General features: G+C 53.6%; 18 protein-coding genes. 10 read left to right on the top strand and 8 right to left on the bottom strand.

Annotated features, from left to right (window positions below):
* Positions 1-139: 139 nt before the first annotated feature.
* The 5 genes from B5D23_RS14450 to queA form a co-directional block, all read right to left on the bottom strand.
* On the bottom strand, positions 140-688 hold the full coding sequence (locus B5D23_RS14450; RefSeq protein WP_078686168.1) for a 2-oxoacid:ferredoxin oxidoreductase subunit gamma family protein: 549 nt from the start codon (positions 686-688) through the stop codon (positions 140-142).
* Between the two features lie 11 nt (positions 689-699).
* Entirely contained in the window at positions 700-1,455 is a 756-nt protein-coding gene (locus tag B5D23_RS14445; RefSeq protein ID WP_078686167.1) for a thiamine pyrophosphate-dependent enzyme, read from the bottom strand.
* A 1-nt stretch (position 1,456) separates the two neighbouring features.
* Positions 1,457-2,527 carry a 3-methyl-2-oxobutanoate dehydrogenase subunit VorB gene (locus tag B5D23_RS14440; protein ID WP_078686166.1) on the bottom strand — a complete coding sequence of 357 codons (1,071 nt, stop codon included), beginning with the start codon at positions 2,525-2,527 and terminating at the stop codon, positions 1,457-1,459.
* The gene (locus B5D23_RS14435; protein ID WP_078686165.1) at positions 2,520-2,765 is read right to left on the bottom strand and encodes a 4Fe-4S dicluster domain-containing protein; all 246 of its coding nucleotides are present in this window, start codon (positions 2,763-2,765) and stop codon (positions 2,520-2,522) included. The genes B5D23_RS14440 and B5D23_RS14435 overlap by 8 nt, the downstream gene beginning before the upstream one ends.
* A 79-nt stretch (positions 2,766-2,844) precedes the next feature.
* Positions 2,845-3,939 carry a tRNA preQ1(34) S-adenosylmethionine ribosyltransferase-isomerase QueA gene (gene queA / locus B5D23_RS14430; RefSeq protein WP_078686164.1) on the bottom strand — a complete coding sequence of 365 codons (1,095 nt, stop codon included), beginning with the start codon at positions 3,937-3,939 and terminating at the stop codon, positions 2,845-2,847.
* A 226-nt stretch (positions 3,940-4,165) separates the two neighbouring features.
* Here queA and B5D23_RS14425 point away from each other — a divergent pair, with 226 nt between their 5' ends.
* The 8 genes from B5D23_RS14425 (at position 4,166) to B5D23_RS14390 (ending at position 11,673) form a co-directional block, all read left to right on the top strand.
* Positions 4,166-4,669, top strand: a complete 504-nt coding sequence (locus B5D23_RS14425; RefSeq protein ID WP_078686163.1) for a hypothetical protein — start codon at positions 4,166-4,168, stop codon at positions 4,667-4,669.
* A gap of 10 nt (positions 4,670-4,679) precedes the next feature.
* The gene (gene coaBC, locus B5D23_RS14420) at positions 4,680-5,900 is read left to right on the top strand and encodes a bifunctional phosphopantothenoylcysteine decarboxylase/phosphopantothenate--cysteine ligase CoaBC (protein WP_078686162.1); all 1,221 of its coding nucleotides are present in this window, start codon (positions 4,680-4,682) and stop codon (positions 5,898-5,900) included.
* Positions 5,882-6,643 (top strand): hypothetical protein, encoded by a 762-nt coding sequence (locus tag B5D23_RS14415; RefSeq protein ID WP_078686161.1) that lies wholly within the window; start codon positions 5,882-5,884, stop codon positions 6,641-6,643. The genes coaBC and B5D23_RS14415 overlap by 19 nt, the downstream gene beginning before the upstream one ends.
* Positions 6,644-7,258: 615 nt before the next feature.
* Positions 7,259-8,596, top strand: a complete 1,338-nt coding sequence (locus tag B5D23_RS14410; protein ID WP_233813299.1) for an NfeD family protein — start codon at positions 7,259-7,261, stop codon at positions 8,594-8,596.
* Between the two features lies 1 nt (position 8,597).
* The gene (locus B5D23_RS14405) at positions 8,598-9,356 is read left to right on the top strand and encodes a slipin family protein (protein WP_078686160.1); all 759 of its coding nucleotides are present in this window, start codon (positions 8,598-8,600) and stop codon (positions 9,354-9,356) included.
* Positions 9,357-9,464: 108 nt separating this feature from the next.
* The gene (locus B5D23_RS14400; RefSeq protein WP_078686159.1) at positions 9,465-10,472 is read left to right on the top strand and encodes an NAD-dependent epimerase; all 1,008 of its coding nucleotides are present in this window, start codon (positions 9,465-9,467) and stop codon (positions 10,470-10,472) included.
* Positions 10,473-10,560: 88 nt separating this feature from the next.
* A complete protein-coding gene (locus B5D23_RS14395) occupies positions 10,561-10,851 on the top strand; it encodes a GAK system XXXCH domain-containing protein (RefSeq protein ID WP_078686158.1) in 291 nt (96 codons plus the stop codon).
* A 51-nt stretch (positions 10,852-10,902) separates the two neighbouring features.
* Positions 10,903-11,673, top strand: coding sequence for a ParA family protein (locus B5D23_RS14390; RefSeq protein ID WP_078686157.1), 771 nt, complete (start codon positions 10,903-10,905; stop codon positions 11,671-11,673).
* Positions 11,674-11,739: 66 nt separating this feature from the next.
* Here the strand turns inward: B5D23_RS14390 and B5D23_RS14385 are convergent, their stop codons facing one another.
* Positions 11,740-12,156 (bottom strand): hypothetical protein, encoded by a 417-nt coding sequence (locus B5D23_RS14385; protein WP_078686156.1) that lies wholly within the window; start codon positions 12,154-12,156, stop codon positions 11,740-11,742.
* 86 nt (positions 12,157-12,242) lie between these two features.
* Between B5D23_RS14385 and B5D23_RS14380 the strand changes: the two genes are divergently transcribed.
* Both B5D23_RS14380 and rfaE1 read left to right on the top strand, forming a co-directional pair.
* Complete coding sequence (locus B5D23_RS14380) at positions 12,243-13,145, top strand: ParB/RepB/Spo0J family partition protein (RefSeq protein ID WP_078686155.1); 903 nt, start codon at positions 12,243-12,245, stop codon at positions 13,143-13,145.
* A gap of 30 nt (positions 13,146-13,175) precedes the next feature.
* A complete protein-coding gene (gene rfaE1, locus B5D23_RS14375; protein WP_078686154.1) occupies positions 13,176-14,207 on the top strand; it encodes a D-glycero-beta-D-manno-heptose-7-phosphate kinase in 1,032 nt (343 codons plus the stop codon).
* Positions 14,208-14,817: 610 nt separating this feature from the next.
* Here rfaE1 and B5D23_RS14365 read toward each other — a convergent pair.
* Both B5D23_RS14365 and B5D23_RS15255 read right to left on the bottom strand, forming a co-directional pair.
* Positions 14,818-15,261: a pyridoxamine 5'-phosphate oxidase family protein gene (locus B5D23_RS14365; protein ID WP_078686152.1), complete on the bottom strand. Its 444-nt coding sequence runs from the start codon at positions 15,259-15,261 to the stop codon at positions 14,818-14,820.
* Between the two features lie 34 nt (positions 15,262-15,295).
* Positions 15,296-15,640 (bottom strand): hypothetical protein (locus tag B5D23_RS15255; RefSeq protein ID WP_234985108.1); only part of this gene is annotated, 345 nt, incomplete at its 5' end.

The raw sequence follows: 15,640 nt of genomic DNA, 5'->3' as shown, positions 1-15,640 counted from the left end.
AAGCCAACGGCTTTCACACATCCGGCCCCTTTAATTTCGGGCGAAATCGGGATTCCCAAGGGCCTCGTCCTTGGGCGGGGTCAAGGGGCAGCGCCCCTTGCAGAGCACGAGACAGAGTCTCGTAATTATTTATTATAATTTATACATTCGCGACAATGTCAGCGCCAGCCTGGAGTGCTTTGGCGTTGGCGGGGATGAGGTGCGCGTTTCTTTTTGAGATAACGTGCTCGAGAGCGCTCTGGACGACGGAGAGTGGGAGCACCTGAGTCGCCTGAATAAAGGCGCCGAGAGCAACCATGTTCGCCATTCTGACGGAGCCGATGGAGTCTGCGATGTCGTTGCAGGGGACGGCGATGGAGCGCAGGCGAGTGGAGTCTGCGAGTTCCATGTCGATGAGCGAAGAGTTAACGATTTGCACACCATTGTCCTGAAGTCGTCCCTGAAACTTGTCGAGAGAGGGGCGGTTCATGGAAATAAGATTCCGAGGGGAGCGAATGATGGGCGAGCCGATTTCTTCTTCTGCAATAACGACAGTACAGTTAGCAGTACCGCCGCGCATTTCTGGACCATAGACAGGGATGTAGGTCACGTTAAAGCCGTGATGCATACCTGCATAGGCGAGCAAGTTGCCGATGAGCATAACGCCCTGACCGCCAAAGCCGGCCATGATAACATCCTGATACAGCATGAAAAGGCTCCTTAGGCTTTGGTTTTGTCAGTGTAGACGCCGAGCGGGAAGTACGGAATCATTTCCGTTTCGATACGCTTGTTGGCTTCAATGGGCGACATTTTCCAGTTTGTTGGACAGGTGGAGAGGAACTCCACGAATCCAAAGCCGAGGCCTTTTTGCTGCACTTCGAATGCTTTTTTAACGGCGCGTTTTGCTTTGGCAATGTTTGCGACGTTGTTGACGGCGACGCGTGCGGCATACGCAGTACCACCGAGACCGGCGATGATTTCAGTCATCCTGATGGGCATGCCCTCATTCTCGGGATTCCTGCCTCTGGGGCTGGTGGTCGTGCGCTGTCCAACCATAGTTGTTGGAGCCATCTGCCCGCCAGTCATGCCGTAGACGGTGTTGTTCACAAAGATGATGGAGAGTTTTTCACCTCTGTTTGCGGCGTGCATGATTTCAGCAAGACCGATAGAGGCGAGGTCTCCATCCCCCTGATAGGCGAAGACAAATTTGTCTGGACGAGCGCGCTTTGCTCCGGTGGCAACAGCTGGTGCGCGACCATGAGGCGCTTCGACGGAGTCGACGTTCAGATAATTGTAAATAAAGACAGAGCAACCGATGGAAGCGATGCAGATGGCATTTTCAGCGAGTCCCATTTCTTCGAGACATTCTGCAACGATGCGGTGCGTGGTGCCATGCTGACAGCCGGGGCAGTAATGCGTGGGGCGGTCAACGAGGACTTTTGACGGTGAAAAGACGACCTTTTCCTGAGAATCCATGCTATTTCCCTCCCAAACGTTCACAGATCGGCTGTTCGAAGTCGTCGGGATTGGGCAGGGTACCGGGCATCTGGGCGTAGAAGTCGGAGTCTGCATGTTTCCGGACGGCGAGCCGCACATCGTCGACCATCTGGCCGAGGTTGTGTTCAATAGTCAGGAAGCGCTTGCCCTGCTCAGCGAGCGAGGCGAGGGCTTCGGACGGGAACGGATAGAGGGTAATGGGGCGGAACAGGCCGACTTTGTGGCCTTTTGCGCGCAGGCTTCGCACCGTGCTTTTGACGATGCGGCCAATGGAGCCAAAGGCAACGACGACGAGTTCGGCGTCATCACACATAAAGGATTCGTAGCGAACTTCCTGACGCATCGCGTCATATTTGTTTTGCAAGAGTTCGTTGTGAGCAGCAAGCTCACCTTCCTGCAAATACAGAGACTTGAGCAGTCGGGGTTCGCGACCGTCAGCACCATCAAGCTGCCATTCTGGAGCCGAGTAGTTGTTGTGAGACTCTGGGGTCCAGCAGTCAACAGGCTCTTTCATCTGGCCGAGGATGGCGTCGCCAAGGATAAGAACGGGGTTCTTGTACTTAAAGGCGAGGTCAAAGGCTTCGACGGTGAGGTCGTAGGCTTCCTGACCAGTAGCGGGAGCGAGGACGAGCAGGCGATAGTCGCCATGACCGCCACCGCGGGTGGACTGATAATAGTCGCCCTGACTCGGACCAATGTCACCGAGGCCCGGGCCTCCTCTGTTCATGTTGACGACAACAGCGGGGAGCTGGCTTCCTGCCATGTAGGAGAGAGCTTCCTGCTTGAGGGAGATACCGGGGCTGGAGGACGAGGTCAGGGCACGAATGCCGCAGGCAGCAGCGCCGAGCAGCATGTTTGCTGCGGCGACTTCACTTTCTGCCTGAACGAACTGACCGCCAGCATCGGGAAGGGCGGCAGAGAGAAATTCTGGGATTTCATTCTGTGGAGTGATTGGATAGCCGAAAAAGCAGCGGCAGTCCGCAGCGAGAGCGCCACGGGCGACAGCTTCATTCCCCTTGATAAAGAGCTTTGAGGACAGTGACTTAGACATGAGACTGACCTCCAGCCTTTACAGACGGGGTTTTATACACAGTGATGCAGAAATCCGGGCATATTTTGGCACAGGAAGAGCATGCGATGCACTCCTTCATTTTGTCTGAAGGGACTTCGACGACCTTGTATCCCTGTGCGTTAAACCGTTCGGATTGCTGCAGGATCTCTTTCGGGCAGACGGTGGTGCAAAGTAAACAGCCTTTGCACCGCTCGTCCCGAATTTCTATACGAGACATAAGCAGCTCCTATGTAGTTTGACACACTGGTCGTAAAGCGCATGCTCATGGTCTCGTTGCCACAGATCCCCAAAAGTGGCTAAAGAATGAGCATGGCATCGCCATAGGAGAAGAAACGAAATTTGTTCTCGAGCGCGGTTGCATACGCTTTGAGAATGGTATCCCTATTGGCGAGTGCAGAAATCATAATAATTAGAGATGATTCTGGCAAATGAAAATTCGTAAGCATCTTGTCCACAACGTTAAAAGTATATCCTGGGTAGATAAATATATCTGTCCATCCGGAATATGCGCAAATTTTACCTGTAGCGGCAAAAGCGCCTTCGAGTGAGCGCACACTTGTGGTGCCAATGCCAAAGACAGGGCGACCTTCTGCCTTAGCTCGACGGATAGCTTCTGCAGTGTCTTCGGGTACTTCGATGTATTCACCATGCATTTTATGCTCGCGAATGTCCTCACTGCGTACCGGGCTGAATGTCCCGTAGCCGACGTAAAGAGTAACCTCTTTCCATTCGATGCCTTTTGCTTTGAGCTTTTCGCGGACTTCCGGGGTAAAATGCAGGCCAGCGGTCGGTGCAGCCACGGAACCGAGTTTTTCGTCTTCTGCGTAGACCGTCTGATAGCGCTTGGCATCCTCCGGAGTATCGGGGCGGCGAATGTAGGGTGGAAGAGGGTAGTGGCCCAAGTCCTTAAATAATGTTCCGAGATCGCCCTTCCACGAGAGGCGTACGGAGCTGTGTCCAAAGTCGCGGCGTTCCAGAACTTCGAGGAAGAACTCGTCGGTGAACTCAACGCGCAGGCCGGGCTTTGGGGCCTTGGATGCGCGGAGCAGACCAACAACGTCGGCGCTGTGCCATCCATCTTCACTGCTCTGTTTGTTTTCCATGACCAGCGGAAGCGGCGTCAGCAGCAGAAATTCAACTTTGCCACCGGAAGGCTTGTGCCCATAAATTCGGGCGGGGAGTACCTTGGAGTTGTTGGCAACCACAACCGCGTTGTCCGGAAGGTAATCCACAATCTCAGAAAAATTGGTCAGGGTGATGGAATCATCTTCCCTGTTCAGCACCAGCAGGCGCGATGCATCACGCTGCTCGGCTGGCTGCTGGGCAATCTGGTCCTCTGGCAATTCAAAAGAATATGAGGAAAGTCGAAAATCTGCTGGAATTTCTTTCATGGCTTTTATCCTAAAAAAGGGATGAACCCCTTGTTTCTTCGTGTCATTAACGTAAAAAAAAAGAGCGCCTCGTGCGGTAGCGCGAAGCGGTAGCTGTGGCGAGTTCACAATGTGGAATGCGGGAGCGCTGATTGATGTTTGGCGCGCGCTCGGTTAGTGTGTACCCGGCCAAAACAGGCTACTGAAAATAAAAAATACATGTCATCACCGATTCTCTGGAGGCACCATGCATAGAACTTTTCTTGTCATCCTGGCAATGGTTTCCTTGCTGTCACTGTGTTCGTGTCAGTCTGCATTACAGCCGCACAACGCCGATCAGCCTGTTGCTCAGGTCGAACAGCCCAAGGCCGCAAGCTCCTATCAGGAGTTTGATGATATTTTGATTCCAAACGAATTTGAATTCGTACGCAAGCAGTCTTTTGTGATGGAGACCCCGGCATTCAAAACCGGTATGGTAACATACAAAGGCCGCGTTAATGCTGTTGATGCAGCCAATTTCTTTGAGCGTAACATGATCCGGGATAACTGGCATCTGCGCAGCAAAATGAAATATAACCGGACGATTATGGTTTTTGAAAAGCCAGATCGCGACTGCATCGTCAATATTCTTGATGGCACTTTTGACACGGTTGTCGAGATTATTGTAGCCCCCCGTCAGGACGGCGGGTACTCTCCTGCTCCCGTGAGCAGCAAGGGGCGCTCTCCGCTTGAGGAGAATCTCGATAACTAGGAACGAAATTATGCATCCTCATTTTGCTTTTTCTCATTTTCGAGGGAAGCGGGTTCATCTCGGATTATCCGGCAGTGTTGCCGTGTACAAATCCGTTGAGCTGCTTCGGGCAATTCTTAAATCTGGTATGAACGCAGGGGCCACGCTGACAGGCGGGGCCCAGCGTTTTATTACGCCTCTCACTTTTGAGGCGCTTGGCGCTCTTCCTGTGTTTTCCAGCATGGACAACACAGACGAGGGAATTTTTGGGCATCTGGAGCCGGGGCAGGACGCCGACGCATTTTGTGTCGCTCCCGCCACTGCGAACATTCTTGCCAAAGCCGCGCATGGCATTGCTGACGACATGTTATCCTGTCAGCTTTTGGCCGCGGACTGTCCCATTATTTTAGCTCCTGCGATGAATCCGCGCATGTGGAATGCTCCGGCAACGCAGGAGAACTGGGCTAAGCTCAAGTCTCGCGCCAATGTTACTGGCATTGAGCCGTGTGGTGGGCTTATGGCCTGTGGCGACACAGGCAAAGGCCGTTTCCCCGCCATTGAGGAAATTTATCTCCACATTTTGCGCGCTCTCAGCCCGCAGGACATGGCAGGTCAGAATGTTCTTGTGACGCTTGGCCCCACTCGCGAGGCTTTTGATGCGGTTCGTTTTTGGACGAATCCTTCTTCCGGCACGATGGGTGCCTCTGTTGCCCTTGCCGCGTGGCTTCGTGGTGCGGATGTGACAGCCATCTGTGGCCCGGTACACGGGATTTATCTCCCTTCCAGCATCAACCGCGTTGACGTGAGTTCTGCGCAGCAGATGTATGATGCGGTGCACGAGCACTGGGCATCTATGGACATTGGCTGTCTTACCGCCGCCGTCGCAGATTTTTGTCCAGAGCCGTATGGCGATCAGAAGTTTAAAAAAACTGGCAAATCGGCTGGTCTTGATTTGCATTTCAACTGCACGCCCGACATCCTGCGTTCTCTTGGTGAAGCCAAGGCTTCGCATCAGCGGCTTATCGGTTTTGCCGCCGAGACTGCCGATGTGCAGCAGTATGCAGAGGGTAAGCTCAAGCGCAAGAATCTTGATCTGATTGTTGGTAACGATATTTCTCGCGCCGACTCCGGGTTTGGCTCTGCTACAAACGCTGTTGTCATGTGTGGTGCCTCTGGCAAAGTTGAGCGGCATGACGCTCAGCCCAAGCCAGACATTGCATGGAGGATTTGGGATTGGATGCTCGATCTCTAGGAATTTCTGAGAAATTTCGCCCGTGGCATGACGCCGGGCTTCGTCTCGTTTTTCGCGATGCCTTTCCGGCTGCGCAGTGTGCAGCAGAGGCCCCCGCGTCTTCGGTTGCGCCCGCTCCTGCGGCTCAGCCCGCGCCTCATGTTTCCCGTGAAACTGCAAAGAAATCCTTTCATCGGCCCCCAAAGGTTCAGCGCGCGCATCACGACAATTCGCAGCTCAAGCCCGGGCAGGTTCCGCAGTTTCTCAAGAACAAGGAACCTCGCAAGCCCGCACCACGGCCCGCTCCCCCTCAGGACGGTGGGCCGCTCTTCCCATGGGATGAGTTTCGGAAGCGTCTGCACGTTCCCTCGCGCACCGTTTGGACATACTGGGAGCTTGGCGACGACTTCGGCCCAACTCCCAGCGCAGAACGACGGCAGCTTTTTTCCAATATTATTCACCATCTCAAGTGGCCCGCTGGCACGATTACCTTTTGGCCCCTCTCCGCGCAGCACAACGGTTTCCTCCTCCCGCATCCCGGGAACTTTTGGAAAGGCGTGCGCGAAGCTCAGGCTCGGACGGTCTTCTGTTTTGGGAACAAAGCCTTTCAGGCTCTCTTCCCCGGTCACGAGTTCTCCGTCTCTCGCCGCATGAAGGGCGGTGTCGAAATCTTTGTGCTCCCCGGCCCCGGCACCATGCTCGCCGGGAACAAGGCCGACAAGTGCATCGTCTGGAACGCCCTCTCTCAATATGCCCATTCATAGCAATATTATGGGTGGAAGAACCGGGGCCTGCCCAGCACGTTAGTGCTGGATGGGCGGGAGGGGAGAGAACCGGGGCCAGGCCCCGGACCCCGCGTAAGGGAATGATTCCCTTACGTATCCTCATCGAGTTTAAAAGCCGTGCAAGCTTCGCTTGCACGGCTTTTAAACTTAATGGGGCTAGCGTCGAGAGCCTCTTTCTCTTTCCCCTGAGTTGCCACCATTTTCTTTTTGAACGCGAGCGTTCAAAAAGAAAGGGTTGAGGCGCAAAGAAAAAGAACACGCGCCCAGTTAATTAGGCCGAAAAAAAGGGGACCGAAATGGAGAGGAGAGCGTAGCTCTCATCACATTTCGGTCCCCTTTTATTTCGGGCGAAAGCGGGATTCCCAAGGGCCTCGTCCTTGGGCGGGGTCAAGGGGCAGCGCCCCTTGCAGGGCTTGGGACGGAGTCCCAATAAAACAACACAAAACAACACCCACCCGCCCCGCGCCCCCACCACCCAATCTTTGCCCTTGGCCAGCGATGAAGCCCATCATATCTCGCTAAACGGGGGATGAGCTGATAGAGTCATGAAAAGATCCAGAAGCTGTGATAGAATAAGACATTGTGGAGGCTGAGATGAAGCGAGTACTGGTATTGCTAGGAATCCTGATGCTGCTGCTTCCGGGAGTGTCGAGAGCGGACGTACAACGTGAGGGACCGTTCCGCGTGCTCCGGGTGGAGGTAGAGGGGACGATAAATCCTGCGCAGCGTGATCTGCTGAAGGAGGCGCTGACGAAGGCGGGAGAGAAGCGTGCTGATGCGCTGCTGATACGGCTGAATACACCGGGGGGGCTTGGCCAAAGCATGCGTGAGATGACGCAGACGATACTGAACGCGGACGTACCTGTGCTGGTGTGGGTTGGCCCTGCGGGAGCGCGTGCAGCTTCCGCGGGAGTTTTTATTGTTGCGGCGTCGCACGCGGCGGGCATGTCGGCGACAGCGACGATAGGCGCTGCAAGTCCGGTTAATGTTAGCGGTGGTGATGTCGATAAGACGATGGCGAAAAAGGTTCAAAACGACATGCTGAGTCTTGTTCGCGGAGTGAGTAAGGAGCGTGGAAGAAACGCGAAATGGTACGAGAGCGCGGTAACGGATGCGGTGAGCATCTCTGGAGTCGAGGCGCAAAAGCAGCGGGTTGTGGAATACGTTTCGCCGACGGAAGAGGCGTTTCTGCAAGAGGTCGGAGAGAAGGGGATTGCTTTTGAAGGCGGGACAATCCGCTTTGACCCAAAGCAGGTGGAGATTTTGGAATATAAGGCAAGCCTTCGTCACGCACTGCTGTCGTGGCTGCTTGATCCACAGGTTGCCTATTTGCTGCTGCTTGCGGGGATTGCGGGGATATTCTTTGAGATGACGACACCGGGGGCGATATTCCCGGGCGTTTTTGGTGGAATATGCCTTGTGCTGGCGCTGTATGCGCTGTCGATACTGCCGACCAATGTTGCGGGCGTGGCGCTGATACTGCTGGCGCTGGTGCTGTTCATACTCGAAATTTTTGTAACGAGCTTTGGATTGCTGACGGTGGCTGCACTGGTCAGCATATTCTTTGGTTCGACGATACTTTTCCAGCAAGAGTTTGGTTTTCAGGGTCTTGGTTACGGGACGATACTTCCGACGGTGATCGGTGTAGGCGTGCTTGCATTCTGCGGCGTGTACCTTGTTGCGCGTTCCCAGATACGACGTCCGAAGCAGGGGGAAAATTCTCTGCTGGGTCGCCGGGGGACAGTACGGCGCTTTGAAGGAGAATACGGGCAGGCGTTTATTTACGGTGAGCTGTGGAAGGTCCGGTCTGAGGACGGAACGAAGCTTGAAGTTGGAGAGAAGATTGAGGTTGTGCAGGTGGACGGCCTGACCCTCACAGTAAAACGGACAGAAGACGAATCGGAAGAGGAATCCGAGAGAAAAGGAGAATAAGATGTTAGGTTTTGCCCCAATACTTGTTTTGATATTTATTTTGTTGGCAATGTCTGTGCGCGTGCTCAACGAGTACGAGCGAGGAGTTGTTTTCCGACTTGGCCGAGTGATAGGAGCCAAGGGACCGGGACTTATTTTGTTGTTCCCGGTGATTGATAAGATGGTGAAGGTTGGACTTCGGACGCTGACGCTGGACGTTCCGAATCAGGATGTCATCACGCGTGATAACGTGAGCGTGAAGGTAAACGCGGTTGTGTACCTGAGGGTCACAGATCCGGTGAAGGCTATCATCGATGTTGAGGATTATTTGTTTGCGACGTCACAGCTTGCACAGACGACACTGCGAAGTGTGTGCGGTGGTGTAGAGCTGGACGAGTTGCTGACGCACCGAGAGAAGGTGAACAGTGAGATTCAGTCGATACTTGATGAACACACGGACCCGTGGGGCATCAAGGTTGGCACGGTTGAGCTGAAATACATTGATTTGCCGCAGGAGATGCAGCGGGCAATGGCGAAGCAGGCCGAGGCAGAGCGTGAGCGTCGCGCAAAGATCATCAATGCAGAGGGTGAGTTCCAGGCATCGACGAAGCTTGCTGAGGCGGCTGCGATTATTGGTCAGCATCCGGAAGCGATGCAGCTTCGCTATTTGCAGACGATGCGCGAGATGGCCTCAGAAAGTTCAAACGCAACGGTGCTTCCAATCCCACTTGATTTTTTCGCACAGAACTGGAAGTCTCCCAAGCGCTCTGGCGATGCATAGAGCCGAGCAGAGAGTGTTTCCCGTGAAACCGGAAGCGGTGAATAATGGGGCTGGGCATTTTGCCCACACTCGGCATATAATTATCGAAAAACAGGCGAGAAACAGTTTATGAAAATTCTTGTGACTGGTGCCGCCGGGTTTATCGGTTCGCACCTGAGCATGCGCTTCCTGAGTGAAGGGCATACCGTTGTCGGCCTTGATAACCTGAACGACTACTACTCCGTGGACCTGAAAAAAGCACGTCTTGCACGTTTTCAGGATGACCCGAACTTCACGTTTGTGAAGATGGACCTCGAGGACGAGAAGGGTATTGCAGAGCTTTTTGCACGTGAGAAGTTCACTCACGTCATCAACCTCGCAGCTCAGGCTGGCGTTCGCTATTCCATTGAGAATCCCAAGGCATACGTTGATTCCAACGTTGTTGGTTTTCTTCACCTGCTGGAAGGCTGCCGCCACAATGATGTGAAGCACTTTACCTTTGCGTCCTCCAGTTCCGTGTACGGTCTGAATACCACGATGCCGTTCAGCGTGCATGACAACGTTGACCATCCCATCAGCCTTTACGCTGCGACCAAAAAGTCCAACGAGCTGATGGCTCATACGTATTCTTACCTTTACGGTCTGCCGTGCACAGGACTTCGGTTCTTCACAGTGTATGGACCATGGGGCCGTCCGGACATGGCGCTGTTCCTCTTCACCAAGGCTATTCTTGAGGGCAAGCCGATCAATGTCTTTAACCACGGCAAGATGCGTCGTGACTTCACCTACATCGACGACATTGTCGAGGGTGTTGTCCGCGTGACCAAGCACACCGCAGCTCCGAACCCAGACTGGACAGGCGCCGCACCCGATCCGGGCAGCTCCTGCGCACCATTCAAGGTCTACAACATTGGTAACAACAATGTTGTTGAGCTGAGCAAGTACATTGAAGTACTTGAAGATTGCCTTGGCAAAAAGGCAGAAAAGAACTACATGGACATGCAGCCGGGTGATGTTCCTGCGACCTTCGCAAATGTCGATGACTTGATTGAAGATGTTGATTTTCGTCCTAACACTTCAATTGAAGATGGCATCGCAAACTTTGTGAAGTGGTACAGAGACTATTACAAGGCCTAATCTGAATTGACACACAAGTGGGTCCTCCCGTAACACTATGGGAGGACCCCGTTTGTAATCACCAAGCTTTATTTTGAGGCTCAAAAAAATGGATTTCCAGACTCTTAAAGGGAACATGGACGAAGTGTTCGAGAGAATTCTCGACAAGACGAATCACGGAGAACAGCCTGAACTCAAAGACGCGCAGGAATTCGTACGCCTGTGCCGCCTGCTGCACATGCAGGCTTCTGAGGAGTGGGCAGCAGAGGCAGAAGATTTTGCCCACCTTGCGGAAAAATTCCTGCAGGTCCTCAAAGAAGACGATCTCCAGGAATCTATTGTCATCGTTGAATCTCTGGATGCAGCAAAAGACTACTGTCACCGCATGTTCAGCCTGTAAGTCCCTTTGGGGGACGTTTCCCGTGAAACATCGGGGGAGGTACGCTTTCACGTGTCGCGCATAATTATCGTCGCCAACCAGAAGGGTGGTGTCGGCAAGACCACGACGTCTATAAACCTTGCTGCAAGCCTTGCCGTGATGGAAAAAAAGGTCCTTGTCGTGGACCTCGACCCTCAGGCCAACGCTTCCAGCGGACTCGGTGTCTATCCCGAAGATACCCGACTCAGTTCGTATCACGTTCTCTCTGACCCTTCCTGCTCTGCCGAAGCTGTACATTCGACATCAATGTCGTTCCTGAGCATTATCCCTTCGTCTCAGGACCTCGTTGCCGCAGAACTCGAACTCGTCAGCAAGCCCGCTCGGGAATACTTCCTGCGTGACGCTATCATGCCCTTACGCGATGACTACGATTTCGTCGTCGTCGACTGCCCCCCGTCACTCGGACTCCTCACGCTCAACGCAATGTGCCTTGGCGAAGAAGTCCTTGTGCCTCTCCAATGTGAATATTTCGCCCTCGAAGGCATTGCCCGCCTGCTCCAGACCTATGGACTCGTCCGCCGTCGGCTCAATCCTGATATCCGACTCCTTGGCGTTCTCCTCACTATGTATGACGGTCGGAACAGACTCTCGAGACAGGTTAAAAACGACATTAGAAAAACTTTTCCCCAGCACCTGCTCGAAACAATTATTCCGCGAAATATTCGACTCTCAGAAGCACCGAGCTTTGGAAAACCCGTGCTCGGGTATGACATACATTCCAAAGGTGCCGAAGCATATTTGCAACTCGCACGGGAAATCGTCTCTCGACACGCTCAGGCATAAAAAAAGCTCCCCGCTGTTGCGAGGAGCTTTTCAGTCTTTTGACGACGAGCCTCTTCGGCTCCCGGTTTATGCGTTTTTCGGTGGCGTGCATTCAAAAACAACTTTATCCTTAAAGTGCTTTTTGGATACAAGCGCGTGGCAGCTCTGGCACTCAAAACGAACAAGACCACCAAGATTCGCCGCTTTCAGACGAAACTTGCGCGGCTCGTCCTGCTCCCAGTCTTCGGTAGAAGATCCACAGTGATCACAGTGAACTGTGCCGTCTATTGGGTAACTTAGATCCCAGGTCGTCTTGAGAGCTTCCCAGTCTTTGAGTGGCTCAGGAAGCTGCTCCGGCTCCTTGGCTTCCTCAGGGAATATCTTGTCGAGCTCCGGAGAAATAATTTCATCAAGCTTGTTCCAAAGCTCCGCACTCATCCAGACGCCCTGGCTCTCGCCCTCGGCGTCGAATAAAAATTTGAGATTCTTTTTCAGACGGGACATTGTTCCTCCATTGGTGTGCAGACCGGTACTGTACCGACTGCTTCAAAGAAGAATTGGAAATAACAGCAATGTCAAGGAGTAGCAAAATGGCGGCTCATCAAAGAGGCCTCGGTCGTGGACTCGATGCCCTGCTCTCAGGATTTCAGGAAAACCCGGGCACTCCAGAAGTCGTGCTCGTCCCTATTACGAAAATTTCTGCCAACGTCCACCAGCCACGCAGAACTTTTGAACAGGATGCTCTCCAGGAACTCGCAAGTTCTATTAAAGAAAATGGCGTGCTTCAGCCTGTTCTTATCCGCCCTCTGCACAGTGCGGAGCAACTTTACGAACTCGTCGCCGGTGAACGGCGCTGGCGCGCTTCGCAGATTGCAGGACTCAGCGAACTCCCCGCTATTATTAAGCCTCTCTCTGATGAAGAAAGCCTTGCCATTGCGCTTATCGAAAATTTGCAGCGTGAGGACCTTAATCCGATGGAGCAGGCCCTTGGTCTCAAGCGCCTGCAGGAAGAATTCGACCTCACGCAGGAAGAAATCGCCCATCGCATGGGGAAAAGCCGCCCCGCAATTGCAAACCTTTTGCGCCTGACTCAGCTTCCGCAGGCTATTCAGGACGATATCCGCGCCTGTCGCATCAGTGCCGGGCATGGTCGCTCGCTTCTCTCTATTGGAGACCCCGTTGCGCAGCAGGCTTTGCGTCAGCGCATTCTTGATGAAGCTCTTTCCGTTCGCGAGTGTGAAGCCCTTGCTGCCTACTTTAAGCGTACTGGCCATCTGCCAGAGCAGGCAAACCCTCGCGCTGCCAAGAAAAGAAGCTGTGAGCCGCTGCCCGTTATCAAGCAGCTCAACTCTCGTTTGCAGGAATCGCTGAGTCTCAAGGTTAAGCTCTCTGGCGACACGGAGCAGGGTCGTCTCACTGTGAGTTATCGCGACCGCGAGGAATTTCTCGCCCTCATGAAACGCCTCGGTCTCGACGTCTCTCTCGAAGCGTAGTTTTCACTTTTTACAGGATTTTTATCGCTCATGAATACATGTTCCACCTTGTATGCCAATGATCTCGTTCACGCCCTGGACAAGATGATTGGAAAAAAAGTTCTCATCGTTGGCGACCTCGTTCTCGACCATTATGTCGTCGGAGGCGTTGACCGTATTTCCCCAGAAGCTCCCGTCCCCGTCGTCGCCGTGGACAGTGAGCGTCTTGTTCTCGGTGGAGCAGGTAACGTTGCCCGGAACATTAAGACCCTTGGCGGTGAACCCGTCATTATTAGTGTCTGTGGCAACGATCAGGATGGGCACACGCTTCAGAATCTTCTCGCTTCTGACGGTATTGAGTCGCATCTTATTTGTGACTCCTCTCGCCCAACAACCAAGAAAACTCGCATCATTGCTCAGAATCAGCAGGTTGTTCGTGTCGACTGGGAGAATCCCGATGAAATTTCTTCCGCAATCCTTTCTCAGGTTATGGAGTTTCTTCGTGTCGAGGCCGACTCTTCGCCCGTCATTATTCTCTCTGACTACGGCAAGGGCCTTATCACAGAGCATTTTATGGCAGAGCTTGAGCGGTGTTTGAGCGCCCTCGATCAGCGGCCAAAGGTTCTCGTTGATCCCAAGGTGCGGAATTTTCATCTCTATCGGAATGTGGACATTCTCACACCAAACACCAAGGAAGCTGGCGAAGGTGCTGGTTTTCCCGCTACCACTGCGCAGGCTGATATTCTCCGCGCTGGGCGCACGATTTTTGAGCGGCTCAGCAACAAGAATCTTCTCATTACCCTCGGTGCTGGCGGTATGGCCCTTTTCGAGGGGCAGGATTGCGTGCGGCGCATTCCCACCGCTGCAAAGAAAGTTTTTGATGTGACTGGTGCCGGTGACACCGTCATTGCGACCCTCGGTCTCGCCCTCGCTTCAGGTATGGAACTCCTCACTGCCTGTGCCCTCGCCAACTATGCCGCCGGTATTGTCGTTGGCGAAATCGGCACTGCCGCCGTGTCTCATGAGCGTCTTAAGCTTGCCCTCGCCGCGTATCAGGATTTGCCCGTCGAGCGATGGGCATAGTGAGGTGGTGGGAGAAGATTGGGGGCCTGCTCCAGCACGGTAGTGCTGGATGGGCGGGAGGGGAGAGAACCGGGGCCAGCCCCAGCACGTTAGTGCTGGATGGGTGGGTGGGGAAGTTGGGGGCCAGCCCCCAAACCCCCGCGTAAGGGAATGATTCCCTTACGTATCCTCATCGAGTTTGAATTCCCTTCACGCTTCGCGTGAATGAAATTTAAACTTGGGTGAGAATGCGATAAGAAAGTCTTTCTCTTCTGCGAGTTGCCACCATTCTCTTTGAACGCCTTTTGGCGTTCAAAGAGAATAAGTGCGGCAGAAAAAGGCAGAAGAACACGCGTTCGGGAAATTCCCCTAGCTCAAAAAATACGGCTGATGGAGAGGAAAGCGAAGCTTTCATCCCATTCAGCCGTATTTTTTGAGCGATATCGGGATTCCCAAGGGCCTCGTCCTTGGGCGGGGTCAAGGGGCAGCGCCCCTTGCAGAGGTGCGGGGACAGAGTCCCCGCCCACCCTAGCGCCCCTTGCAGGGTTTGGGGCAGCGCCCCAATAAAACTGCGCCCCTTGCAGAGTACGAGACAGAGTCTCGTAATTCTCACCCACCCCGCGCTTCTCCTCTAGCTTTGAAATTCGAAGTGAAATGGGGTGTTAATACCAGTGAGGAGGAGCAGTGTGTGGATTTTGAGGTAGAAGAGGACGCAGTCGGGTTCGCTGAAAAATTCTTCGAGATACGGGTTGAGTTTGAGGAGCCGAGCTTTTGCGCTTTGTCCCTCATCGCTGCTGACATCGACGAGCGTGACGTGCCCTTCAACGGTCAGCGCCTCTAGCCCTGAGCGCTCGCGGGTACGGCATTCCTCGCGCGTGTCCACAAGGAAGCTTACCCTTGGCCGTTGCGCTATGTTGAGCCACTTCTGAGAATCCTTGCTGCTGACCATCCACAGCCGTCGGCCGTCCTCGTCAGCAATGAAACCCATGAGCGACGTATGCGGCTGCTCACCGTCACTCGTCGCCAGCACTCCCATTGTCCCACTTCGAAGCAACTCTAAGCATCTCTCAAGCATAAGCTTTCCTCCTTCCTTTTCTTATAAATTATTCTCACCCCTCTGTCTCTATGTCGAACAATTTGGATGGGTGGAGGGGAGAAAACCGGGGCCAGCCCCGGACCCCGCGTAAGGGAATGATTCCCTTACGTATCCTCATCGAGTTTGAATTCCCTCCACGCTTCGCGTGAATGAAATTCAAACTTGGGTGAGAATGCGATAAGAAAGTCTTTCTCTTCTGCGAGTTGCCACCATTTTCTTTTTGAACGCTCGCGTTCAAAAAGAAAAACGGGTGAACAGGGCAAAAGAACACGCGTTCGGGAAATTCCCCTAGCTCAAAAAATACGGCTGATGGAGAGGAAAGCGAAGCTTTCATCCCATTCAGCCGTATTTTTTGAGC

This window comes from Desulfobaculum bizertense DSM 18034 (genome assembly GCF_900167065.1).
GTDB lineage: Bacteria > Desulfobacterota > Desulfovibrionia > Desulfovibrionales > Desulfovibrionaceae > Desulfobaculum > Desulfobaculum bizertense.
The sequence above is the reverse complement of the archived record's forward strand: the minus strand, read 5'-3'. Positions and strand labels throughout refer to the sequence as shown.